The following is a 24,632-nucleotide window of genomic DNA, read 5'->3' as shown; positions in this document are numbered from 1 at the left end:
AAATCCATAGTACACGCATCCCCATTCTTTTTTCTTGTTTCTAGTCAATTCAAGTATAAAGAATGTTTGGGCTTGCGTGTATTTTTTTTCAGAATTTTATCTGAACCCCAACAAATATTATAGAGCCACAAATATTATAGAACAAAAAAGAAGAAGCCCCATAGGAGCTTCCTCTTTTAACTTACTTATATTATTACTCTGCTACTTGTGCTTCTTCTTCACTTACAGCAATTTCATGAAGAATGTATTTAGCAGGGTCAATTGAGTAATTAAGAACACGATTGTTTACCGGAATTAATATTGAACGGTAAAGCGTAGGGAATACCGGGATATCCTCTACCATTAGTTCTTGCCACTCGCTGTACACTTGTTGACGATATTCTACATCAAGAGCTTTTTCAGAGTTACCTTCAGCAATCAAGCGAGCATTTTCATCACTTGCATAACGTGGGTAGTTATACGCTGCAATATTACTGTAAAGTCCTTCTGGGTTAACATCAGTACCTGTACCCCAAGCACCTTGGTAAATATCGATTCCAGGATCGTCTGCTTCAACACGATCGTAGAATGTGTTGAATTCAAGTAAACGACCATCTACAAGCTGAACATTAAGACCAACTTGAGCCCATGATTGAATGTAGTATTGTGCTAACGGTTCTGCAGTGTCCCCACCTGACATGGATGCAAAGTTAATTACTAACTCTTCACCTTCAGGGTCTTCACGCATTCCATCTCCATCTTGATCTACATAACCAGCTTCTTCAAGGATACGTTTAGCTTCTTCTGGATCATATGTTGGTGTTTCAATTGTCTCATCATGATAATCTGGGAAGAATGGGATAATCAACGTAGTAGCATTCCAACGAAGTCCATTATAGAACTCATTACCAACGTCATCATTATTTACAGCATGCCACATAGCTTTACGTAAATTCACATCAGCCATTTTTGCATCTGGATCCATTACATTTTCACCAGCTTCTTCATCCCAATGACCTAACTTAAATCCAATGTAAGTGTACGCATTGTCAATCATTCCAAGATACTCTACGTTTGACATGTCAGCGTTATCCGGGAATTGATCAACTGGGAATGAACTTACTAAGTCTACTCCACCAGTTTCAAGTTGATTTACTACTACTGTAGGATCAACAACTTTTAATACAACCTCATCTAGCTTTGGCTCTCCACGCCAGTAGTCTTCATTTTTCTTGTAAACAACTGACTCACCAGGTACAATGCTATCCACTTTGAATGGTCCCATACCGATTGGATTGTTACGAACGGCATCAGATTCAGCCATTTCAGCTACTGGAATGTCTTCAAAGATATGTTTAGGCATTGCATAAGTCCAAATTCCACCAGTTACCATAGATGGACCAGTTTCATGGTGTGTAATTTTTAGTGTTTTCTCATCAACAATTTCAATACCAGAAATGGAATCAGCTTCTCCAGCATGGTACTCTTCCATACCTACAACGTTTGTGAAATCTCCGTTGTAACGAACTCCAGTATATTCTGGATGACCAATTACTTCATATGAGTAAGCCCAGTCTTCTGCAGTTACAGGCTCACCGTCATGCCAGTTTACACCATCTTTAATAGTTAATGTGAATGTCTTACCATCTTCAGAGATTTCATACTCTGCTGCACCACCATTTGTATACGTATAGTTAGCATCCGTATCTAATAATGGTTCATCAAACCAAGCAATTACGTTATAATCAGGATTACCCTCATAGAAGTTATAGTTTAGTACACCTTCAAACACAGTGTCAGAAACTAAACCATACGTAATAGATCCGCCTTCAATAGCTTCACCTTCGTTCGTTTTATCCATACTGAAGTCATCGATAGAATACAATCCATCATCTTCAGCTGGCTCTTCTTCTTCATCTTCAGTACCTTCATCTTCGCTGTCTGCAGGATCCTCTGTATCTGGATCTGTATCATCGCTGCTTGTGTCGTCACTACATGCTGCCAATACTAGAACCATTGCTAGCATTAAAGCAAATAGCCACTTCGTTAAACTTGTCTTTGTCATTCGTAATACCCTCCCTTTTAATATACCCTTTGGCTTTTGCCAGTTACACTTCGTTTATATAACTGACTAATTATACTCAACATCAATACATTACTATTGATGTAGGTAACAAAAATGTTAGTGTCTATCTCCTCGTGGGCCTCACCTCCCTAAAAGAATATATGTAAGCTTCTACCATGTAATGCAGTAAAAACGATTTATTTACTTTCAACTTTTAGTAAGACTCTAAGTTTGTGCTTTCACTATCCCCTACGTTGGCGAGCATCTGTTGCACGTTTTAAAGCTTCTCCTACATTTCGAATTGCTAGCATCAATAGTAAGATCAATACGGAAGCAGGTACCCAAATCCACCATCTAAATTCTAATGTTTGCGGATTCCGAGCATAACTTAGCAATGTTCCTAAACTTGGTGTACTTTCTGGAAATCCAAATCCTAAGAAGGATAGTCCAGACTCTAATCCAATATTCGCAGCCAAGTTAAGTGTCATAGTTACTATAATTAAGGAACTAAGGTTTGGTAATAATTGCGTAAATATAATTTTCAAGTTAGATGATCCAAGTGTTTTGGATGCTTGAACATAATCCAGCTCTTTTTCTTGTAATGCTTTTGACCTAATAAGCCGGGCCTTTCCCATCCATAAAAATGCGGTCATGATTAGAGCAAATGTCATAATACTATATTTCGGAACAATCGCAACGAACACAATTACAATCATGAGGAATGGTAATATTAAGAAGAAATCAACAATACGCATCATGATGTTGTCTATATGTCCTCCAAAATAACCAGCAACAACACCAAAAACGATACCAATAATTCCTGTCATTAATGTTACTAATATTCCAATTGATAGAGAGTTTCTCGTTCCTATAATTAGCTGCCCAAATATGTCACGTCCACCATAGTCTGTTCCTAACCAAAATTCCTCTGAAGGTGGTTCGTGAATGGAGAATAAATCAACCGTTACAATTTCATCCTGATCTAATAATAATGAAACACCATATACGAAAACAGTGATTAAAATTAAAAATATTAATGATATTAGGGCTAATTTATCTCTTACAAGTTCTCGCCAAATGATACTGAATCCTGAAGGGCTCTTTTGTAGTTTTAATGCCTCTTCGTTTAATTGAGCTTCTTTTGCTTCCATTGTAATTTCACCTCACAATCTGCCTATTTTATACGAATACGTGGGTCTACAAGACTAAGGATAATATCTGATAATAACGCACCTATTATAGAGGCTATTCCAAATAATAGCGTTACAGCTGTTACAACACTATAATCACGTAATAGAATAGATTCGTAGAATAATAACCCCATACCAGGATAACCAAATATCGTCTCGATAAAGATGGTTCCTCCTATTAACCCCGTAATCTCGAATCCGAAGAATGCAGCAATTGGTAATAGTGAATTTCTAAGAATATGGCGATTATAAACTCTAGATTCAGAAGCACCTTTAGCACGTGCTGTTAATATAAAGTCTCTCTGTTTTGTATCAATGATATCGTTCCGTAAATATTGAACAGTATTTGTCGTGGTGATCAGTGCCATGGCTATTGCTGGTAGAACTAAATGATTAAATTTGCTCATGACATACGCAAATGTTCCAGGCTCTGTTCCTGGTGCCACACTCCCACTAGTTGGGAACCAACCAAGCATAAAACCAAATACCCAAAGCATTACAAGCGCAAATATGAATAACGGTGTTGCAAAACCAAGATATGTGTAACCTGTTATAGCTTGGTCAAGAATGGAATCATTAAATCTTCCACTAATGATCCCTAATGGAATTGCAATTGCATATGTGAAAATTAGTGTTACAACGGATAACCAAAATGAATTGACAATTCGTTGACCAATCAGATCTGTAACAGGCATTTTGAACCGGAATGATTGCCCAAAATCACCATGTACGAGTCCACCAACCCAATCTGCATATTGGACATGCCATGGATCATTCCATCCTAATTTATCACGTAATTCATCTAATCTTTCCGGACTAACGTTTGGATCGATCATACCTGATAATGCATCACCTGGCATCATTTTGGCTAATATAAATATCAAAATGCTTAATAAGATAAGCTGAGGAATCATTATTAAAAGTCTTCGTATCGAGAATTTCCACATATCTATCAACCTTTCTCCGGTAAAGCCACTAGGTGCGTGTCTGATACAGGTTGTAATTTATAGGCTAAACCATCATCATCAAAGTAATCATTGTATGATTGCTCATATTCCGTTTTTACTTCTTGACGGAATTGCGATTGTGCTTCACGATTCTTCGGATCGATATCAGGGATCGCCGCTACCAATCGTTTCGTATAAATATGTTGCGGATTATGAAATATTTCCTCTGTTGTTCCTTCTTCAACATATCTGCCTTTATACATAATCCCAATGTTATCGCACATATGTTTGATGACCCCTAAATCATGTCCGATAAACAAATATGTAAGATCTAGCTCTTTTTGAATATCCTGCATAAAGTTCAATACTTGAGCTTGTACGGATACATCTAGTGCAGAGACCGGCTCATCAGCAATAACTAACTTAGGTTTTAATGCAATGGCCCTTGCAATCCCAATCCTCTGACGCTGTCCACCGGAGAATTCATGTGGATATTTAAGTATACTTTCTGGACTAAGTCCTACTAATTCCATCAACTCCTGAACCCTTCTTCGCTCCTCTTGCTTTGATTGTTTTTCAAAGTTACGAAGTGGTTCAGCAACAATATCGATTACACGCTTTTTCGGATTTAAGGATGAGTACGGATCCTGAAAAATCATCTGTATATCTTTTCGAACGTCAGATTTGGATTTTAGTCCGGAGATATCCTTGCCATCGAAAGTTACTTTACCTGAAGTAATTCTGTTCAGCCCTATGATTGCTCTTCCAGTAGTAGTCTTTCCTGACCCAGATTCACCAACTAATCCATAGGTCTTCCCTTTTTCTAATGAAAGCGAAACACCGTCAACTGCCTTAACATGGCCTACCGTTCTTCCAAATATTCCTCCCTTGATAGGGAAATGAACCTTTAAATCTTCAACTTCAAGAAATGCCATGTTGCTGTTCCTCCTTACGACTATCATCCGGGAAGTTAAAATGTTTATAACACGTACAACGCACAAAGTGTCCGGCACTTACTTCATGTAATTCAGGATGTTCTTCGTGAATTGATTCATCAACCCATGGAATTCTAGCACTAAATCGACATCCTTCACGAGGAAGATTTTGTAAAGATGGTACAATACCTTGAATGACATGAAGTTTTGATTTGGCTTCCGCTGTATTTGGTACGGAATTGAAAAGTGATCTCGTATATGGATGTAATGGATTTCCAAATAGTGTTTGGACATCTGCTACTTCAACAATTTGCCCTGCATACATAACCGCAACACGGTCAGCCATTTCTGCTACGACACCTAAATCATGGGTAATCAAAATAATTCCTGCACCCATATCGTCTTTTAATTCTTTAATTAAATCTAGAATTTGTGACTGGATCGTAACATCTAAAGCAGTTGTCGGTTCATCTGCAATAAGAAGTTCTGGTTCATTTGCAATTGCTGTTGCAATAACTACCCTCTGTCTCATACCACCAGATAATTCATGTGGAAACTGTCCATATACATGTTCAGGGCGGGGAATTCCAACTTTATTTAGCAATTCAATTACTTTCTCTTTGCGTTTCGTTTTTGATAGTTCTTTATTATGCAGTAGTAAAGCTTCTCCTATTTGGTCCCCAATTTCCATTAATGGATTTAGTGCAGTTAAAGGATCTTGGAATATCATTCCCATGTTATTACCACGTAATTTATTTAAATTCGCAGCGGAAATCTTCGCTATATCGTGATCCTTAAATAAAATATTCCCTTCAATTTTCGCTCGGTTATGAAGCCCCATTATTGAGAAAGCAAGTGCACTCTTTCCACACCCTGATTCTCCAACAATAGCCAGAACTTCATTTTTATTGACAGAAAGCGAGAGATCATCTACTGCTGCATAATAATCATCCCTTATTCTAAATGATGTTTTTAAATTTTTTATTTCTAATAATTTTTCTGACAATTTTGTCCCTCCTCACTTGAACTTTCTATGTAAAAATAATAATATATACGAAATATTAGCACTATTTTAAGAGCAGAGGTTTCATGATGAATTTGTTTTGTGTATGAGCTGCCCTTACATAGACCTATTAATTTATAATTTTCAAATAATTTACATTTAAATATACTGTGTAAAAATTTAATTAAATTAATATTAACGTAACAATATTGTAACAATAAGTACGATTTGTTAAAGTATATATTATTTTCTGATTTTAGACAAGAGTTTTTTATAAATTTTTTCAAAATTTACAGTTTATCTAATAATGGAATTCGAGGCTAAATTAGCAATATATTTATGTTTAGTGTCGCAAATTCACTGTAAAATAACTCATTAAATTTTTTTATCTCCATCGATTTTTGTCGAATTATAGAATATAATATCACATGAATTTAAAAAATCTGTCTTAGTAGGTCAATTGTGTGGAGAGTTAAGATCAGACTAAAACAAAAAAAGAAGCCCGTAATGGGCTTCTTTTATATTTATTATTATTCTGCTACAATTGCTTCTTCTTCTGATACAGCAATTTCATGACGAATCATTTTAGCAGGATCCATTGTGTAGTTAAGCACACGGTTGTTAACTGGAATTACAACAGAACGGTATAACGTAGGGAATACCGGAATGTCTTCAACCATTAACTCTTGCCATTGCTTATAAATATCCTGACGATATTCTACGTCAAGCGCTTCTTCAGAGTTACCTTTTGCTAATAATTCATCACTTTCATCACTAGCATAACGAGGGTAGTTATACTGTGAATTACGACCATATAGACCATCAGGGTTTACGTCAGTACCTGTACCCCAAGCACCTTGATAAATATCAATGGCAGGATCGTCTGCTTCAACACGATCGTAGAATGAATTGAATTCAAGTAAACGACCATCTACAAGCTGAACATTTAGGCCAACATTAGCCCATGATTGCATGTAGTATTGTGCTAACGGTTCTGCAGTGTCCCCACCTGACATGGATGCAAAGTTAATTACTAACTCTTCACCTTCAGGGTCTTCACGCATTCCATCTCCATCTTTATCTACATAACCAGCTTCATCTAATAGACGCTTAGCTTCTTCTGGATCATATGTTGGAGCATCAATTGTTTCGTCATAATAATCCGGGAAGAATGGGATAATTAGAGACTTTGCATTCCAACGAAGCCCATTATAGAACTCATTACCAACGTCATCATTATTTACAGCATGCCACATAGCTTTACGTAAGTTTACGTCAGCCATTTTAGCGTCTGGATCCATTACAACTTCACTAGCTTCTTCATCCCAATGACCTAATTTAAATCCAATGTAAGTGTACGCATTGTCAATCATTCCAAGATACTCTACGTTTGACATATCCGCGTTATCTGGGAACTGTTCAACTGGGAATGAACTTACTAAGTCAACTCCACCACTTTCAAGTTGGTTTACTACTACAGTAGGATCGACAACTTTTAATACAACTTCATCTAGCTTTGGTTCTCCACGCCAGTAGTCTTCGTTTTTCTTATAAACGACAGATTCACCAGGAACAATACTCTCTACTTTAAATGGTCCCATACCAATTGGGTTTTTACGTACTGCATCAGATGCAGACATTTCAGCTACAGGAATTTCTTCAAAAATGTGTTTCGGTAATGCATAAGTCCAAATTCCACCAGTTACCATAGATGGACCAGTTTCATGGTGTGTAATTTTTAATGTTTTCTCATCAACAATTTCAATACCAGAAATGGAATCAGCTTCTCCAGCATGGTACTCTTCCATACCTACAACATTTGTGAAGTCTGAAGTATAACGAACACCATCATACTCCGGATGACCAATTACTTCATAAGCGTAAGCCCAGTCTTCTGCAGTTACAGGCTCACCATCATGCCAGTTTACACCATCTTTAATAGTTAGTGTAAATGTCTTACCATCTTCAGAGATTTCATACTCTGCTGCACCATCATTTGTATACGTATAGTTAGCATCCGTATCTAATAATGGCTCGTCAAACCAAGCGATAACTTCATAATCAGGGTTACCAGAATAGAAATTAAAGTTTAATGTACCTTCAAACACAGTGTCAGAAACTAAACCGTACGTAATAGATCCGCCTTCAATAGCTTCACCTTGGTTTGTTTTATCCATGCTGAAGTCATCGATGGAAAATAGTCCATCTTCATCTGCACCTGACTCTTCTTCAGAAGAATCTTTATCACCAGAATCAGCATTATCATCTGATTCTTTATCGTCACCACCACACGCCGCAAGCGCTAGTAGCATTACAAGCATGATTGCGAAAAACAATTTTTGTAAATTTGTTTTTGTCATCCTGTTGTCCTCCCTTTTTCTTTCAAGTTTTTTTGCTGGCCATCCTTATTTTTTTCCGTGGCCAACGTATATACTTAACATCTGATTGATGTTAGTAACTTATTCATCGAGCTGTACTCCATAGCAGTGCGTGTTAGACACTGGCGAAAATTCTGTCAATAAAGTTTAAATGAAAAGGCTAGTGGAAATCTCCACTATTAGCCTCTTCTTTGTCTTGCGTCTGTTGCACGTTTTAAGGCTTCCCCGACATTACGAATTGATAGCATTAATAGTAAGATCAATACCGATGCAGGTACCCAAATCCACCATCTATATTCTAAAGTTTGTGGATTTCTAGCATAACTTAGTAACGTCCCAAGACTTGGTGTACTTTCTGGGAAACCGAAACCAAGGAATGATAATCCAGACTCTAAACCAATGTTTGCTGCTAGGTTTAGTGTCATTGTTACAATAATTAACGATGTTATATTAGGTAAAACCTGTGTAAACATAATTTTAAAATTTGATGAACCAAGCGTTTTCGATGCTTGTACATAATCTAACTCTTTTTCCTGCAATGCTTTCGACCTAATAAGTCGGGCAATACCCATCCATAAAAATGCAGTCATAATTAATGAGAACGAAATAATACTATATTTCGGCACAATAGCTACAAATACAATAACAATCATTAAGAATGGTAATACAAGGAAAAAGTCTAAAATACGCATCATGATATTATCAATTTGTCCACCAAAGTAACCAGCAACTAAACCGTAAATTACTCCAATGAGACCTGTCATTAACGTTACAAGAATCCCTATTGATAGAGAGTTCCTTGTACCAATAATAAGCTGTCCAAAAATATCACGCCCACCATAATCAGTACCTAACCAAAATTCTTTTGATGGGGCTTCATGAATGGCGAATAAATCCACTGTTACAATTTGTTCCTGATCAAGAATTAATGAAACTCCATATACAAAAGCGGAAATTAAGATAAGAAATATTAATGAAACAAATGCAAGCTTATCTCTTACTAATTCTCGCCAAATGACAGTAAAGCCAGATGGACTTTTAACAACTTTTTGTGATTCATTTTTATTCGTTTCCATTTTAGTCACCTCACTTTTCACCAATTATTTAATACGAATGCGTGGATCTACGAGACTTAAGATTATATCTGATAATAGAGCACCTATTATAGAAGCGATACCAAACAATAATGTTACAGCGGTTACGACACTATAATCACGTAAAAGAATCGATTCATAGAATAATAATCCCATTCCTGGGTATCCGAATATCGTCTCTATAAAGACTGTTCCACCAATTAATCCCGTTATTTCAAATCCAAAGAAAGCCGCAATTGGTAAGAGTGAGTTTCTTAGAATGTGTCGATTGTAAACCCTTGATTCAGAAGCACCTTTTGCTCTTGCTGTTAAAATAAAATCTTTCTGTTTGGTATCAATAATCTCATTACGTAGGTATTGAACGGTCGATACGGTTGTAATAAGAGCCATTGATATCGAAGGTAAGATTAAATGATTTAATTTACTCATGAAATATTCAAATGTTCCAGGTTGGAGTCCTGGTGTAACACTACCACTTGTCGGGAACCAGCCTAATGTAAAGCCGAATACCCAAAGCATAACTAAAGCAAAAATAAACAACGGTGTCGCAAAACCAAGATACGTGTATCCACTAATAGATTGATCAAGAATTGTATCATTATAACGACCACTAATAATCCCTAATGGAATTGCTATTGCATAAGTAAAGATCAATGTTAAAACCGATAGCCAAAATGAATTGATTATTCGTTGGCCAACTATATCTGTAACTGGCATCTTAAAACGAAATGATTGCCCTAAGTCACCTTTTAATACTCCACCTACCCAATCAGCATATTGAACATGCCACGGGTTATTCCAGCCAAGATTTTCTCGTATTTCATCTAATCGTTCTGGGTTAACATTAGGATCAACCATCCCAGACAATGCGTCACCAGGCATCATCTTCGCTAATATAAAAATTAAAATACTTAGAAATATCATTTGAGGAATCATTATTAATATTCTTCGAATCGAAAATTTCCACATATCAATCAACCTTTCTCAGGTAAAGCCGCTAAATGTGTATCAGACAAATTCTGTAATGGGTAGGCTAAACCTTCGTCATCAAAGTAATCGTTATAAGATTGCTCATATTCCGTTTTTACTTCTTGACGGAATTGGCGTTGTACTTCACGCTTCTTCGGATCAATATCCGGAATTGCTGCAACTAAGCGTTTTGTGTAAATGTGCTGGGGACTACTGAAGATATCATCTGCTGTTCCCTCTTCAACATAACGCCCTTTATACATGATTCCAATTTTGTCACACATATGCTTAATAACACCAAGGTCGTGACCGATAAAGAGATACGTTAAATCTAATTCTTTTTGGATATCTTGCATAAAATTTAATACTTGGGCTTGCACGGATACATCCAAAGCAGAAACAGGCTCGTCCGCAATAATCAACTTAGGTTTTAATGCAATTGCGCGTGCAATTCCAATACGCTGACGTTGACCACCAGAGAATTCATGTGGATATTTCAGAATACTTTCCGGACTTAGACCAACTAACTCCATTAATTCCTGTACTCGTTTTTTCTCTTCTTGTTTGGATAATTTTTCATAGTTACGTAATGGTTCAGATACGATATCAATAACTCGCTTTTTCGGATTAAGTGAGGAATATGGATCCTGAAATATCATCTGTACATCCTTACGAACATCAGATCGAGAGCGTCGTAAATTAGTAATATCCTTTCCTTCGAATGTAACCGTTCCAGAAGTGATATTGTTTAATCCAATAATTGCTCGTCCAGTAGTTGTTTTCCCAGAACCAGATTCACCAACAAGGCCATACGTTGTTCCTTTTTCTAGAGAAAGAGAAACACCATCTACAGCTTTGACATGGTCAACTGTACGTCCGAAAATACCTCCCTTAATCGGGAAATGAACTTTTAAGTTTTCTACATCAAGAAACGCCATGCTGCTCCTCCTCGCTTTCTGGGAAATCAAAATGCTTATAACACGTACAACGAACAAAATGTCCTGGTTCTATTTCATGTAGTTCTGGATGATCTTCATGCTCTGAATCCTTCACCCAAGGTATTCTTGTTTTAAAGCGACAGCCTTCACGTGGAAGGTTTTGTAAAGCTGGTACAATGCCTTGGATTACGTGTAGTTTGTCTTGTGCTTCATTTGCATTTGGTACAGAATTTAACAGTGAGCGCGTATAAGGGTGTTTGGGATCTTGAAACAATGTATGAACATCTGCTATTTCAACGATTTGCCCTGCATACATTACCGCAACTCTGTCTGCCATTTCTGCTACAACACCTAGGTCATGTGTAATTAGAATAATGCCAGCATTCATATCTTCTTTTAAGTCATTAATCAACTCTAAAATTTGTGATTGAATCGTCACATCTAAAGCTGTCGTAGGCTCGTCCGCAATTAACAACTCTGGTTCATTTGCAATTGCCATTGCAATCATGACACGCTGTCTCATCCCACCGGATAATTCATGGGGAAATTGTCCATATACATAATCCGGACGTGGGATTCCTACCTTATTAAGAAGATTAATAATTTTTTCTTTTCGCTTTTCTTTTGATAAAGATTTATTGTGTAAAAGTAATGTTTCACCGATTTGTTCCCCTACTTCCATTAACGGATTTAAAGAAGTCAATGGATCCTGGAAAATCATACTCATTTCTTTACCACGAATTTTATTTAGATTTGAAGCAGAAACATTAGCAATATCATGATCTTTAAACATAATATTTCCTTCAATTTTGGCACGGTTATGAAGACCCATAACTGAAAATGCCAACGCACTCTTACCACAACCAGATTCACCAACTACAGCAAGTACTTCATTTTTATTAACAGTAAGTGATAAGTCATCCACAGCTGCATAATAATCATCTTTTATTCGAAACGAAGTTTTAAGATTTTTAATTTCTAATAATTTCTCTGACATATTTATCTCCCCCTATTCATTTTGATGTGAAAAAGGTGTCACAACCTTCTCTAGGGTGTACCTTCTTTATTATTGCTAATTCCGCTCATCATTATTATTGTATAAATTATTCTGATAATTTAGCGTTATTAAAATTAACTGCGTGATGACAATTATACTATCTATCTAGTGAAAATGCACCCCATTTTTTAAAAAATTTTATATTTTACCAGAAATCCGTCGAATTTTGTCGGTTAATATTTGCAATCAAACCCCTGTTATATCAACGTTTTTCTATAATTATTGGATTTGATTAAAAAATACAAAAAAAATAGGATAATGTTCTCATTCTCATTACCCGAACGCTATTACACAATTTTTGCAATTTTCCGCGTCGTTAAATAACTGTTTTTTGTTAAAATTCACAAAAAAATAAAAAACTCATTCGTAAAAGAATGAGTTTTTTATTACTAACTATTTATTTGTTTTTCAATAAATTCATTGCTGTAACGTTCATCATAAACATGACATGCAACCCAATGACCATTTTTATATTCTTGGAATTTCGGATCTACCTTCGCACAAACTTCTGTAGCAAGTGGACATCTTGTTCTAAAACGACAACCACTAGGTGGATTAACCGGACTAGGTACATCCCCTTCAAGAATAATTCTTTCTCTAGTACGTTCAACTTCTGGATCCGATACTGGTATCGCACTTAATAATGCTCTTGTATATGGGTGCAATGGTTCTTCATATAATTCATCACTTGTCGCAATCTCAACCATGTTTCCTAAGTACATAACACCAACGCGGTCACTAATATGTTTTACCATAGAAAGATCATGCGCAATGAATAAATACGTTAAATTTCTTTCTTTTTGTAATTTTTTTAGTAAATTTACTACTTGTGCTTGAATAGAAACATCAAGTGCCGAAATGGGCTCATCTGCTACTATAAAATCCGGATCAACTGCTAAGGCTCGAGCAATTCCTATGCGTTGCCGTTGACCTCCACTAAATTCATGTGGATAGCGATTCCCGTGATCAACATTTAAACCTACTGTTTCTAATAATTCATTTACTCTATCAGAGCGCTCTTTTTTGGTTTTTGCAAGGCCATGGATATCCATACCTTCTGCAATAATATCTTTAACAGTCATTCTTGGATTTAATGAGGCATATGGATCTTGAAAAATCATTTGCATATTTTGATTAAATTTCTTCAACTCTTTTTTAGACTTCTTAGCGTGAACATTTTCACCTTGAAAGTTCACCGCTCCATCAGTCGCTTCATATAAACGTAAAATGGTACGACCTGCTGTTGACTTCCCGCATCCAGATTCTCCTACTAAGCCAAATGTTTCACCTTTGAATATATCGAAGGTAATCCCATCAACAGCTTTTAACACATTTTGACGGTCAACTCTGAAATGCCTTTTTAAATCTCTAATTTCTAGTAATTTTTCTTTTTCATTAACCATGAACCTTGGAACCTCCTATAACTGCAGACTCCGGTATTTCTACTTCTGGAGCTCGTTCGTCCAGTAACCAGCAAGCTGTTTTTTGGGTATCAGATACATCCTTGTAATCAGGCATTTTTTCTTTACAAACTTTCATAGCATAAGGACAACGCGCAGCAAATGGGCATCCTTTTGGTGGATCTGCTAAGTCCGGTGGTGATCCTGGAATAGCTAATAATTCTTCATCCCCTCCACCATCAATTTTCGGCATAGATGCTAGTAATCCCCATGTATATGGATGCTTAGGGTTATAAAAAATATCATCAACATTACCAGATTCAACAATTTTACCACCATACATTACGACTACTCGTTTTGCCGCATTAGCAACGACACCTAAGTCATGTGTAATTAAAATGATTGCTGTCCCTGTTTCTTCTTGTAATCCACGCATTAAATCTAATATTTGAGCTTGAATGGTAACATCCAATGCAGTCGTAGGCTCATCAGCAATTAATACTTTCGGATTACAAGCTAATGCTATCGCAATCATCGCTCGTTGACGCATCCCACCGGAATATTGATGCGGATATTGTTTCACACGAGTTTCTGGGTTAGGAATTCCTACTAATTTCAGTAGTTCCACCGCACGAACTAACGCTTCTTTTTGAGACATATTTTGGTGTTTTATCAGGCCTTCCGAAATTTGCTTACCTACTGTCATTGTGGGATTTAACGATGTCATTGGATCTTGGAAAATCATACTGATATCTTTTCCGCGTATACTTTCCATCTGTTTTTCTGATTTTTGCGCCAAATCTTCTCCATCGAACATAATAGATCCGCTAACAAACTTTCCGGGCGGCATTGGGACTAGTTGCATAAGAGATTGCGCCGTTACACTTTTTCCTGAGCCAGATTCCCCTACTATTGCCAAGGTTTCCCCTTCGCTTAATTCAAAACTCACTCCACGTACTGCTTTTACTTCTCCACCATAGGTATCAAATGATACGGAAAGATTATCTACTTCTAATATTTTCTTCATTGTATCCTCTCCTCCCATTACTTGCGTTCTTTCGGATCTAATGCATCTCTCAATCCGTCTCCAATAACGTTAAATGCCAGCATCGTTAAACAAATAAAAAACGCAGGGAAGAATAGCTGATATGGATAAAACTGAAATGCTCCTAAAGCATCACTTGTCATCGTTCCCCAACTAGCTAGAGGTGCTGGAACCCCAAGCCCAAGAAAGCTCAAGAAAGCTTCTGTGAAGATGGCAGTTGGTACCGTTAACGTTAATGTAACAAGGATTGGTCCCAACGTATTCGGAATTAAATGTTTTGATAGCAATCGAAAATTACTCGCTCCTAATGACTTAGAAGCCATCACATATTCTTCCGATTTTAGCTGCATAACTTGTCCACGAACAATCCTGGCCATATTTATCCATCCCGTAACCGTCATCGCTATAATTAACGTCCAAAGTCCTTTATCCATGACCACCAATAGTAATATAACGACTAGTAGATATGGTACACCGTACAATATATCTGCAAATCGCATCATATATTCATCGACTTTGCCACCGAAATAACCAGCAATTGAGCCCCAAATGATACCAATAACAAGGTCAATAAACGCTGCCATTAGTCCGATAAATAGAGAAATTTTTGCACCTTCCCATGTTCTTGCAAAAATATCTCTACCTAATTCATCTGTGCCAAACCAATGGTCAGCTGATGGCGGTTGGTTAACACTCAGTAAATCATTATCCCGGTAATTTTCACCTGAAATAGGTTGACCAATAAGAGCCATAATACCGAGTAATATAATTGCTACAATTCCCGCAATTGCTAACTTATTTTTCCGAAAACGTCTCCAAGCATCCTTCCAATAAGAAGTACTCTCACCGACTATTTTTTCAGCTTCCTGTTGATTCACCTCAAGTGGTTCGAAGTCTGATTTCGTTATTTTTGTTTGTTCCATTTACTTCTCACCACCCTTTCCCGCTACTTTAATTCTTGGATCAACTAATCCGTAAATAAGGTCAACAATAAGTATAGAAATCAGTAAAAGAACACTAAAGAAAACGGTTGTCCCCATAATTACTGTGTAATCACGATTTGTAATACTGATTACGAACTCACTACCTAAACCTGGGATCCCGAATATTTTTTCAATAACAAAGCTTCCCGTTAATATCGATACAACTAAAGGTCCTAAATAGGAAATCACTGGCAATATCGCATTTCGCAATCCATGTCTATACGTTACAACACGTTGCCCCAAACCTTTTGATTTTGCCGTTTTAATATAATCCGCATTTAAAACTTCAAGCATACTTGAACGCATTAGTCGTGCAATAAAAGCAAGTGGTGTTGACGCTAATGCAATAGCTGGCAAAATAGTACTCATGAAAGATTCATATCTAGCAATCGGCAATAGATCTAATTGGATAGCGAATATATATTGTAAAATAGTCGCCATGATGAAGCTAGGTACTGAAATACCTAGGACAGCGATTACCATAGCAGTGTAGTCACCAAATTTATTGTGCTTTAGAGCTGCTATAACCCCTAATAATACTCCGAAAGCAAGTGCAATAAATATCGCTTCCAAACCTAGTATTAATGAATACGGAAAACTTCTACCAATAATATCCATAACTTCTTGTCCCACATATTTAAATGAGGGTCCAAAGTCAAATGTTATCGCATCAACTAAATAATTCACATACTGCACGTGAAGTGGTTCATTCAAACCATAAGCTTCATTCATCTGCTCTTCTAAAGCAGGTGGTATTTTCCGCTCAGACGCAAAAGGTCCACCAGGTGCTGCTTGCATCAGGAAAAATGTAATCGTAATGATGAAAAATAGTGAAACAACAATGTAGCCAAGACGTTTTAATAGGTACCTCGCCAAAAATTACACCTCCGAGTTCTCCTTGATAATTCTAATTTATATGTAATTTCAAACAATTAAAAAAGGGTGAAATTCTTTCACCCCATACATTCCGTTTCTATAAACTTACGTATAATACTTTATAGAAACAGAGAATATTATTAGCAAATGCTCCCTAATATTTTTTGCTAAATTCACTATCCTTGTGATGGGTTTAACTCTTGTTTGTAATTACGTTTTAGCAAAATATTTAAGTCAATCTGATAAAGGAATATCAAATCCCTTATCAGATTGCCTTTTAGTGATTTTCTTTACTACTCTTTTGAACCAGAAATATAACCCCATTTGTATTGAACACTACCCATTGGTGATACTTCAATACCTTTTACATAATCTTTATTGATCCATGCATTTGTATAGAAGTACACAGGTGAAATCGGCATTTCATCCATAAAGATTGCTTCCGCTTCACGTAGGATCTCTTTACGAGCTGCCGGATCTGTTTCCGTTCTAGATTGTTCAATTAAATCAGAGTATTCTTGACTCTCCCAGTTTGTATAGTTGTTTCCACCAACAGATTGGAAGATTTCAATGAAGTTGATTGCATCATTAAAGTCAGCTAACCAACCCATACGTCCTACTTGGAAGTTACCTTCACCCATTGTATCAAGGTAAACATTCCACTCTTCGTTGTTTAATTCTACTTCAACACCAAGATTTTCTCTCCACATGTCTTGGACAGCCTGTGCAATTGTAGCGTGGGCTTCACTAGTATTATAGGAAAGCTGAATTTTTGGTAATTCATCTAATCCTAATTCGTCAAGACCTGCTTCTAAATATTCTTTTGCTTGTTCTACATCATTATCATTAAAGTATCCTTCAGCATTTTCTTCCCAAATTGATGGTGGTACTAATGCCATTGCAGGTTGTTCCTCACGTTTCGTTACACTCTCTACAATTCCTTGGCGATTTATTGCTGAAGCAAATGCTTTACGAATATTTACATTATCAAAAGGTGCTTCTTCTGTATTAAATGCATAGTAGTATACTCCAGCTAAAGGAGAAATATTTAATGTTCCTTCTTCTTTCAATGATTGAATAGACGCTAACGGAAGTACATCTGTCGGGTCCCCTACCCAATCTAGTTTATCGTCATTGAACATTTGTAATGCCGTGTTTTCATCATCTACCATGTACATATTAATTGTTTCTAGGTTTACACTATCTGCATCCCAATAATCAGGATTTTTCTTCAGTACGATTTGGTCTTTATGTGCCCATGATTCAAATGTAAATGGACCATTAGTAACATAATCCTCTGAAACCTCTAGTGCCCATTGATCATTTCCTTCTACAACATTATGGTTTACTGGATAGTAAGTATAGAAAGCAGTTAAATCTAGGAAATATGGTGTTGGTTGTTGAAGTTCAACAACTAATGTTTTATCGTCCTCTGCAGTGATACCTACATCATCTAAAGATCCTTCTCCAGACTTAGCAGCTTGAGCACCTTTAATCACATATAATTGGTACGCATAGTCTGTATCAGCATTTTCTGGATCTAATACCCATTTCCATGCATATTCGAAATCTTGTGCTGTCACAGGATCTCCATTAGACCATGTAGCATCCTCACGAATTTTAAATGTATACGTTGTCAAATCTTCAGACACTTCAGGTAAAGCTTCTGCCATTGCCGGTTCAACTTCACCATCATTGTTTATACGTGTTAGTCCTTCAAAAGTTTGATAAAGTACTGCACTAGAAGTTGTATCTGATGCAACACCTGGGTGTAATGATGGCGGCTCCGTTCTAATATTTACATTTAGCGTTTGGTCTGCTGCAAGTTCAGTATCCCCTTCAGCATCATCATTTTCACCTGTATCTTCTGTATCTGGTTGGGCATCGCCACCAGCATCTTCATCATCTCCGCTACATGCGGCAAGGAAAATTCCCATTCCAAGTACGAGCGTAATCGTTAATAACCACTTCTTCCAATTCATTAATTGGACCCTCCTCATTATGTTTTGTTTGTAAGTATTTAATAGAATCTGAAAATTCTATTGTAATCCATTATACTATTAATTGATTTTAATTTCATTATATTTTTAGAAAAATGTTTATAATCTGTTGCTTCAAAAGATTTGTTTTAACGAATAATTAGTACTATTATACTATTTAATTGGTTGAAAACAACAAAAAAAGACCCATAAAATGAGCCTTTTTTACGATTTTCTATATTTTATTCATTAAATAAACCTTTAAAAAAATCTCCTATACTTTTAAAAAATGAACTAAAGAAATTGCCTACTTTATTCCAAAAACCTTCATCATTTATTAGATCTCCCAATTGTTCTTGTACCTTTGATGCAATATCATTTAATTGATTTTTCACTTGGTCAAAATCAATATTTAAATCACGCATTTTTTCAAATAAGTTGATTAGTAGTTGACGATCTTCCTCACTTAATGAAATTTCCATTTTATCTAGTTGTTCCTGTACGATTCGTTCAATATCTTCTACTGTTGCTGGTTTTTGCTCTGCAATAGCTTTTTTTATCTCAGTAAGTAACTCACTTACCTTCTCCTGACTCAAGCCTTCTTTTTCAGCAAAATCTGTAGCTAAATCCAGTTCTTCACTTGCTAGTTCCATTCGCTCTTTATCTAATTCTACACCTTCTGCATCATAAGCTTTATAAATTCCCGTTAACGCAGAATGTCCGCTAACTGTTACGGGTGAAGCAACATCTACTACTGCATCTTCTACTCCTGCGGTTAATAGGGCATTAGCATACATTTCACTTGTTACTTCGGTAATATTTTCAGGGGTAACAATGTTTATTGTTAAGCCTTCCCCTTTTTCTTTCATCGTAATTTTAGCTGATGAAAACATTCTTGCACTTGGATTACCACCAATATAGTTAGCTAAATCCTCACCAGTTACATTGTACTCATCAACCATTTCTGGATCTGTTACATCTAACAATTCTCTCGTTTCTGCCCTTTGCTCTTCGGTAAGGTTATCTCCATAAACCACAATTGGAACACCTAGTTTTTCATTAATACTATCGGAAGTGTCAGCTCGAACAGAGACTTCCAAACTTGTAATCAATCCTACTATTAATACAACAATAAAAGAAAACCTCAGGAATTGTTTCATCTTATTAACTACTCCTTTTCAAATTACTATTATCAATCTATGCATGTCCATTTGAAAAAATAAGTTAAATTCTTGTTGTGCTACCATTATAATATTTTATTCCCTTTTTGAACATGTTTAACCACATTTTACATGTGCAAATAACTTTATTTCACTCTGAAAATGATATATATTTAGAGTACCGAAATATTTTTTACACAGAAGGAAGGGCATTTCCATCAGTAGTCAAGACTCAAATATTAACCGAAACTTAGCAATCATGTGGTTTGCTAACTTTTTTATTGCTGGAAGTGTAACGATGGTACTTCCATTTATTTCATTATACATTGATTCATTTGGTAATTTTTCAGATTCCTATGTTCAAAATTGGTCAGGGTGGATTTTCGGGATTACGTTTGTTGCGGCTTTCATCTTCTCACCCATATGGGGCCGAGTTGGAGATAAATATGGCAGAAAAAAACTATTAATCTTCTTCGCTATTGGATTAGGCATATCCGTATTCCTTATGGGTTTTGCGGAAAATGTATGGCAGCTATTTTTATTGCGTTTGTTCATGGGAGTGTTTACCGGTTTTATTCCGATGTCTCAGGCACTTATTTCTACACAAACACCGCAAAATGTCGCTGGTAAAGTATTAGGCACATTGCAAACTGGTAGTATTACAGGTTCACTTATGGGTCCTTTACTAGGCGGAGCCTTAGCAGATACGTTCGGTTTCGCTACAACATTTAAATGGGTATCCATTACAATATTTATTTCTGCAATTATCGTAGCTTTTGGCATTCGAGAGATACGAATGGAATATGCTGATGACAAAGATCATAAAGCATACTCAAGAAAAGAAGTTATCTTGCATATTGTAAAGCACCCGATCTTATTAGTAGTTATGCTCATTTCGACCCTTGTTCAAGTAGCTCATTTTAGCATTCAACCAATTCTATCTTTATATGTAGAGGAAATACACGGTCCAGCTAGTATTGCATTCTTTTCTGGAATGGCCTTTTCTGCTGCCGGACTCGGAAACCTGCTTATGACTCGGAAGTGGGGAAAACTTGGTGATCGGGTTGGCTATATTAAAATATTAATTTTCTTATTATTTATGGCAGGTATTGTTTATTTACCGGGTGCGTTTGTCACAAACATTTGGCAGCTAGTGATACTACGATTCTTACTCGGAGTATCCATTGGTGGAATTATTCCACTTAGAATTGCATATATCCGCCAAGAAGCACCACTCTCCATGCAAGGTGAAGTGCTTGGATACAATACAAGTTTACGTTTTCTAGGGAACATTATCGGTCCGGCTCTTGGTGGAATGCTAGCAGGATTCTTTGGATTCTCATCTGTATTCTTTGTAACGAGTGGATTGTTAGTATTATGTGGATTCATTATGTTAGTGGCATGGTATAAACATGAATATGTGGGTAATAAACATCATTCTTTATCATCATAAATTGTTCAGTCCACTTCAAATTAACGTTTGAAGTTGGGCTGTTTTTTTTGGAATGGATTGTTAATTTTGAACGAATTTTAGAAGCGCATAGCCATTTAAGCATTAATGTACTCTTACACATTAAGATTAAAAATAGAAGCTCCTTCTTGCGTTTTCATATCCATTAGTCAAACAGCTGCCTTTATCTTTCTATTTCCCGTAATCCGTTGTAAACTAGTTCTATTGTAAAGAAAGAAGGATTCACATGAATGAAAATAAAATGAAAAATGTAACACTATTTGCTTTAACGTGGCCAATTTTCATAGAAATATTACTCCATATGTTGATGGGGAATGCCGATACATTAATGCTTAGTCAATATTCGGACAATGCGGTTGCAGCTGTTGGCGTATCCAATCAAATTTTGTCGGTTGTAATTGTGATGTTTGGGTTTGTTGCCCAAGGTGCAGCTATTCTAATTGCACAAAATCTCGGTGCAGAAAACAATCCGACTGCCGGAAAAATTGCTGTTATGTCCATTAGTTTAAACCTTATCTTTTCTTTAATACTAAGCTTAGCTTTATTTATTTTTGCAAAACAAATTCTAAATGTAATGGACCTTCCGATTGAATTAATGGGTGAAGCTTCTTCCTATATGCAGATTGTTGGTGGACTTATATTTGTGCAGGCTTTGATCATGACAACAGGAGCCATTTTACGCAGTTATGGACATACAAAAGATACAATGATGGTAACTATCGGAATGAACATCGTTAACGTCATCGGAAATTTCTTTGTTATTTTTGGACCGTTTGGTTTTCCCGTTCTTGGCGTAGTTGGTGTAGCTTACTCCACTGCAATTAGTCGTTTTATCGGATTTATTGTACTTGTATTACTATTAGTCAAACGGAGTGAGGGAGAATTAGACTTTAGAAGTTTCTTCCGCTATCAAAAACATCATGTGAAAAGTTTATTAAGAATTGGAATTCCTTCTGCGGGTGAACAGCTTTCGTATAATGCCAGTCAAATGGTCATTACGTATTTTGTTGCCCAGTTAGGAACAATTGCAATCACAACTAAGGTATACACACAAAATATTATGATGTTTATCTTTTTATTTTCCATTGCCATCGGTCAAGGTACACAAATATTAATCGGACATATGATTGGTGCAGGGAAAATTGAAGATGCCTATGCAAGGGCAATTAAAAGTTTACGAATTTCCATTTTAATTTCACTAGTAATGGCTAGCGTTATATATGTTGCTACCCAACCATTACTAGGAATATTCACCCACAATGCAACCATTATTGAACAAGGGACGTTCTTACTCTTAATGACTGTAGCTCTCGAACCCGGCAGAGCGTTTAACTTAGTCATGATCAGTTCATTACGTGCTGCTGGAGACGTGAAGTTTCCAGTTTATATCGGAATTATCGTAATGTGGGGAGTAGGAATTACATTTGCATGGTTCTTCGCCATTTACTTAGGTCTCGGACTTGTTGGTATTTGGATTTCATTTATTGCGGATGAATGGATTCGTGGCACTTTAATGCTTCGAAGGTGGAAAAAGCGTTACTGGGTAGATATGAATTTTATTGACAAAAGGCAAAACGTTTAAAAAAGAGCACGATTATTGATTTGTTTTTATGGTTATGTTAAAACTAAGGACAGTCCACAAAATAGAAAGAAAGTGATACATTGGGTATAGTCGTAGTTGAAATTTGTGACGGTAATGCAATCACTACTTTAAATATAGAAGAAATACTTGAAAAAGAATTCCCAGAGGTAGCCGTGTTGACAAGTGACTGCTTGTCATTTTGCGGTCTGTGTCGTGTTAAACCATATGCGCTTGTTAATAACAAACGCATTCACGGCTCAACACCAGAGGATTGTTTAAATAAAATTAGAGAAGCAATAAAAGAAGAACTAGCCATATATCAGTAATATGGTTAGTTCTTCTTTTATCTTATTTCGACAGTATTCATTTCCCAGGAAATATTGTGTCGGAAATTTAGGTATTATAGGCTTTCTTTAAATATTTCAATGGAATCTTGTTTCGACAAGACTTTAAAGTTACCATACTCTGGACGAGCAGTAACTGTTTTATCCGCCATTATTTCGACACTACTCTCTTTAATGTTATAGTCACTTAATCGAGTAGGAGCTCCAATCTTCGTCCAGAAAGATCGTAGTGCTTCAATACCTTCTATAGCAATTTCATGATCCGATTTACCTGCCGTATCAACATCAAAAACACGAGTTGCCATTTGTACAAATCGACCAACGTTTTGATCATCTAGGACGTGTTTCATCCAATTTGGGAATAAAATAGCCAACCCTCCACCGTGAGGAATATCATGTACAGCAGAAACGGCATGCTCCAAATTATGTGATGCCCAATCTCCACGATAGCCCATGTTTAACATATTGTTCAACGCAAGTGTTCCACTTAACATAATGGTTTCTCGATATTCATAATTCTCTAGATCGTTCAACAGTTTTGGCGCTGTCTCCATAACTGTTATTAAAAGTGATTCACAAAACCGATCCTGAACTGGTGTATTCGTTGTTTGATGGAAATAATGTTCCAATACATGTGACATCATATCAACAATACCGTATATCGTCTGATCCTTTGGAACCGAGTAAGTATTTGTCGGATCAAGGATGGAGAATTTTGGATATGAAAATGGTGAACCCCAACCATACTTCTCATTGGTTTCCCAATTTGTAATCACAGAACCTGCATTCATTTCCGATCCTGTTGCAGCAAGAGTTAATACCGTTCCAAATGGCAAAGCACCTTCTGCCTCTACCTTTTTCGTTACAACATCCCACATATCTGCATCTGTTTTTGCTCCAACCGCAATTGCTTTTGTACAGTCTATCGTACTACCACCACCAATAGCTAAAACAAAGTCAATGCCTTCATTTTTACAAATTTCTACACCTTTACGTACGGTAGATATTCTGGGGTTCGGTTCTACGCCAGGAAGTTCAAAAACTTCTGCATTCATTTCAGCTAATTTCGCTAACACATTATCGTAAATCCCATTACGTTTAATACTTCCGCCACCATATACGATTAGTACTTTTGAGCCATAGGATTTCACTTCATTTGGTAACGCATCTATTTGCCCTTTTCCAAAAATAAGCTTAGTTGGGTTATGATATGTAAAATTATCCATTTAGAAACTCT

Annotated in this window: 20 protein-coding genes; 3 read left to right on the top strand and 17 right to left on the bottom strand. The window is 36.4% G+C overall.

Features of this window, described 5'->3' with window-relative positions; genetic code table 11:
- Positions 1-193 precede the first annotated feature (193 nt).
- From opp4A (ACFSTA_RS16760) to ACFSTA_RS16685, 16 genes are all read right to left on the bottom strand, one after another.
- Positions 194-2,044, bottom strand: a complete 1,851-nt coding sequence (gene opp4A / locus ACFSTA_RS16760; protein WP_377557980.1) for an oligopeptide ABC transporter substrate-binding protein — start codon at positions 2,042-2,044, stop codon at positions 194-196.
- 242 nt (positions 2,045-2,286) lie between these two features.
- Positions 2,287-3,195: an ABC transporter permease gene (locus ACFSTA_RS16755; RefSeq protein ID WP_377557979.1), complete on the bottom strand. Its 909-nt coding sequence runs from the start codon at positions 3,193-3,195 to the stop codon at positions 2,287-2,289.
- A 23-nt stretch (positions 3,196-3,218) separates the two neighbouring features.
- The gene (gene opp4B / locus ACFSTA_RS16750; protein ID WP_377557978.1) at positions 3,219-4,181 is read right to left on the bottom strand and encodes an oligopeptide ABC transporter permease; all 963 of its coding nucleotides are present in this window, start codon (positions 4,179-4,181) and stop codon (positions 3,219-3,221) included.
- Positions 4,182-4,186: 5 nt separating this feature from the next.
- On the bottom strand, positions 4,187-5,116 hold the full coding sequence (locus tag ACFSTA_RS16745) for an ABC transporter ATP-binding protein (RefSeq protein ID WP_377557977.1): 930 nt from the start codon (positions 5,114-5,116) through the stop codon (positions 4,187-4,189).
- Positions 5,103-6,122 carry an ABC transporter ATP-binding protein gene (locus tag ACFSTA_RS16740; protein WP_377557976.1) on the bottom strand — a complete coding sequence of 340 codons (1,020 nt, stop codon included), beginning with the start codon at positions 6,120-6,122 and terminating at the stop codon, positions 5,103-5,105. Before ACFSTA_RS16740 ends, ACFSTA_RS16745 begins: the two co-directional genes overlap by 14 nt.
- Positions 6,123-6,649: 527 nt before the next feature.
- Positions 6,650-8,479 (bottom strand): oligopeptide ABC transporter substrate-binding protein, encoded by a 1,830-nt coding sequence (opp4A, locus tag ACFSTA_RS16735; RefSeq protein ID WP_377557975.1) that lies wholly within the window; start codon positions 8,477-8,479, stop codon positions 6,650-6,652.
- 197 nt (positions 8,480-8,676) lie between these two features.
- Positions 8,677-9,573, bottom strand: a complete 897-nt coding sequence (locus ACFSTA_RS16730; RefSeq protein WP_377557974.1) for an ABC transporter permease — start codon at positions 9,571-9,573, stop codon at positions 8,677-8,679.
- A gap of 24 nt (positions 9,574-9,597) precedes the next feature.
- Complete coding sequence (gene opp4B, locus ACFSTA_RS16725; RefSeq protein ID WP_377557973.1) at positions 9,598-10,560, bottom strand: oligopeptide ABC transporter permease; 963 nt, start codon at positions 10,558-10,560, stop codon at positions 9,598-9,600.
- A gap of 5 nt (positions 10,561-10,565) precedes the next feature.
- Positions 10,566-11,498, bottom strand: a complete 933-nt coding sequence (locus ACFSTA_RS16720; RefSeq protein WP_377557972.1) for an ABC transporter ATP-binding protein — start codon at positions 11,496-11,498, stop codon at positions 10,566-10,568.
- Entirely contained in the window at positions 11,485-12,495 is a 1,011-nt protein-coding gene (locus tag ACFSTA_RS16715) for an ABC transporter ATP-binding protein (protein WP_377557971.1), read from the bottom strand. The genes ACFSTA_RS16720 and ACFSTA_RS16715 overlap by 14 nt, the downstream gene beginning before the upstream one ends.
- A gap of 449 nt (positions 12,496-12,944) precedes the next feature.
- Complete coding sequence (locus tag ACFSTA_RS16710; protein ID WP_377557970.1) at positions 12,945-13,958, bottom strand: ABC transporter ATP-binding protein; 1,014 nt, start codon at positions 13,956-13,958, stop codon at positions 12,945-12,947.
- Positions 13,951-14,982 carry an ABC transporter ATP-binding protein gene (locus ACFSTA_RS16705; protein ID WP_377557969.1) on the bottom strand — a complete coding sequence of 344 codons (1,032 nt, stop codon included), beginning with the start codon at positions 14,980-14,982 and terminating at the stop codon, positions 13,951-13,953. The genes ACFSTA_RS16710 and ACFSTA_RS16705 overlap by 8 nt, the downstream gene beginning before the upstream one ends.
- 17 nt (positions 14,983-14,999) lie before the next feature.
- Positions 15,000-15,923, bottom strand: a complete 924-nt coding sequence (locus ACFSTA_RS16700; RefSeq protein WP_377557968.1) for an ABC transporter permease — start codon at positions 15,921-15,923, stop codon at positions 15,000-15,002.
- Positions 15,924-16,859 (bottom strand): ABC transporter permease, encoded by a 936-nt coding sequence (locus ACFSTA_RS16695; protein ID WP_377557967.1) that lies wholly within the window; start codon positions 16,857-16,859, stop codon positions 15,924-15,926.
- Positions 16,860-17,152: 293 nt separating this feature from the next.
- On the bottom strand, positions 17,153-18,841 hold the full coding sequence (locus ACFSTA_RS16690) for a peptide ABC transporter substrate-binding protein (RefSeq protein ID WP_377557966.1): 1,689 nt from the start codon (positions 18,839-18,841) through the stop codon (positions 17,153-17,155).
- A gap of 239 nt (positions 18,842-19,080) precedes the next feature.
- Complete coding sequence (locus tag ACFSTA_RS16685; protein WP_377557965.1) at positions 19,081-19,998, bottom strand: DUF1002 domain-containing protein; 918 nt, start codon at positions 19,996-19,998, stop codon at positions 19,081-19,083.
- A 259-nt stretch (positions 19,999-20,257) separates the two neighbouring features.
- Here ACFSTA_RS16685 and ACFSTA_RS16680 point away from each other — a divergent pair, with 259 nt between their 5' ends.
- The 3 genes from ACFSTA_RS16680 (at position 20,258) to ACFSTA_RS16670 (ending at position 23,377) form a co-directional block, all read left to right on the top strand.
- Positions 20,258-21,451 carry an MFS transporter gene (locus tag ACFSTA_RS16680; protein WP_377557964.1) on the top strand — a complete coding sequence of 398 codons (1,194 nt, stop codon included), beginning with the start codon at positions 20,258-20,260 and terminating at the stop codon, positions 21,449-21,451.
- Positions 21,452-21,695: 244 nt separating this feature from the next.
- Positions 21,696-23,051, top strand: a complete 1,356-nt coding sequence (locus ACFSTA_RS16675; RefSeq protein ID WP_377557963.1) for an MATE family efflux transporter — start codon at positions 21,696-21,698, stop codon at positions 23,049-23,051.
- Positions 23,052-23,131: 80 nt separating this feature from the next.
- Positions 23,132-23,377, top strand: coding sequence for a DUF1450 domain-containing protein (locus tag ACFSTA_RS16670; protein ID WP_377557962.1), 246 nt, complete (start codon positions 23,132-23,134; stop codon positions 23,375-23,377).
- Positions 23,378-23,451: 74 nt separating this feature from the next.
- On the opposite strand, the gene ACFSTA_RS16665 is transcribed toward ACFSTA_RS16670, so the two are convergent.
- Positions 23,452-24,621 carry an iron-containing alcohol dehydrogenase gene (locus tag ACFSTA_RS16665; protein WP_377557961.1) on the bottom strand — a complete coding sequence of 390 codons (1,170 nt, stop codon included), beginning with the start codon at positions 24,619-24,621 and terminating at the stop codon, positions 23,452-23,454.
- Between the last annotated feature and the right edge of the window lie 11 nt (positions 24,622-24,632).

The organism is Ornithinibacillus salinisoli, assembly GCF_042684965.1.
GTDB classification, from domain to species: Bacteria; Bacillota; Bacilli; order Bacillales; family Amphibacillaceae; genus Ornithinibacillus; species Ornithinibacillus salinisoli.
This window is presented reverse-complemented; position numbering and strand designations above follow the sequence as displayed.

Coding starts and splice junctions, on each gene's coding strand:
- ACFSTA_RS16685 (WP_377557965.1), bottom strand. CDS start 19,998: ATGAAACAATTCCTGAGGTTTTCTTTTATTGTTGTATTAATAGTAGGA.
- ACFSTA_RS16690 (WP_377557966.1), bottom strand. CDS start 18,841: ATGAATTGGAAGAAGTGGTTATTAACGATTACGCTCGTACTTGGAATG.
- ACFSTA_RS16675 (WP_377557963.1), top strand. CDS start 21,696: ATGAATGAAAATAAAATGAAAAATGTAACACTATTTGCTTTAACGTGG.
- opp4B (WP_377557973.1), bottom strand. CDS start 10,560: ATGTGGAAATTTTCGATTCGAAGAATATTAATAATGATTCCTCAAATG.
- ACFSTA_RS16710 (WP_377557970.1), bottom strand. CDS start 13,958: ATGGTTAATGAAAAAGAAAAATTACTAGAAATTAGAGATTTAAAAAGG.
- ACFSTA_RS16665 (WP_377557961.1), bottom strand. CDS start 24,621: ATGGATAATTTTACATATCATAACCCAACTAAGCTTATTTTTGGAAAA.
- ACFSTA_RS16745 (WP_377557977.1), bottom strand. CDS start 5,116: ATGGCATTTCTTGAAGTTGAAGATTTAAAGGTTCATTTCCCTATCAAG.
- ACFSTA_RS16705 (WP_377557969.1), bottom strand. CDS start 14,982: ATGAAGAAAATATTAGAAGTAGATAATCTTTCCGTATCATTTGATACC.
- ACFSTA_RS16715 (WP_377557971.1), bottom strand. CDS start 12,495: ATGTCAGAGAAATTATTAGAAATTAAAAATCTTAAAACTTCGTTTCGA.
- ACFSTA_RS16700 (WP_377557968.1), bottom strand. CDS start 15,923: ATGGAACAAACAAAAATAACGAAATCAGACTTCGAACCACTTGAGGTG.
- opp4A (WP_377557975.1), bottom strand. CDS start 8,479: ATGACAAAAACAAATTTACAAAAATTGTTTTTCGCAATCATGCTTGTA.
- opp4B (WP_377557978.1), bottom strand. CDS start 4,181: ATGTGGAAATTCTCGATACGAAGACTTTTAATAATGATTCCTCAGCTT.
- ACFSTA_RS16730 (WP_377557974.1), bottom strand. CDS start 9,573: ATGGAAACGAATAAAAATGAATCACAAAAAGTTGTTAAAAGTCCATCT.
- ACFSTA_RS16755 (WP_377557979.1), bottom strand. CDS start 3,195: ATGGAAGCAAAAGAAGCTCAATTAAACGAAGAGGCATTAAAACTACAA.
- ACFSTA_RS16680 (WP_377557964.1), top strand. CDS start 20,258: ATGTGGTTTGCTAACTTTTTTATTGCTGGAAGTGTAACGATGGTACTT.
- opp4A (WP_377557980.1), bottom strand. CDS start 2,044: ATGACAAAGACAAGTTTAACGAAGTGGCTATTTGCTTTAATGCTAGCA.
- ACFSTA_RS16720 (WP_377557972.1), bottom strand. CDS start 11,498: ATGGCGTTTCTTGATGTAGAAAACTTAAAAGTTCATTTCCCGATTAAG.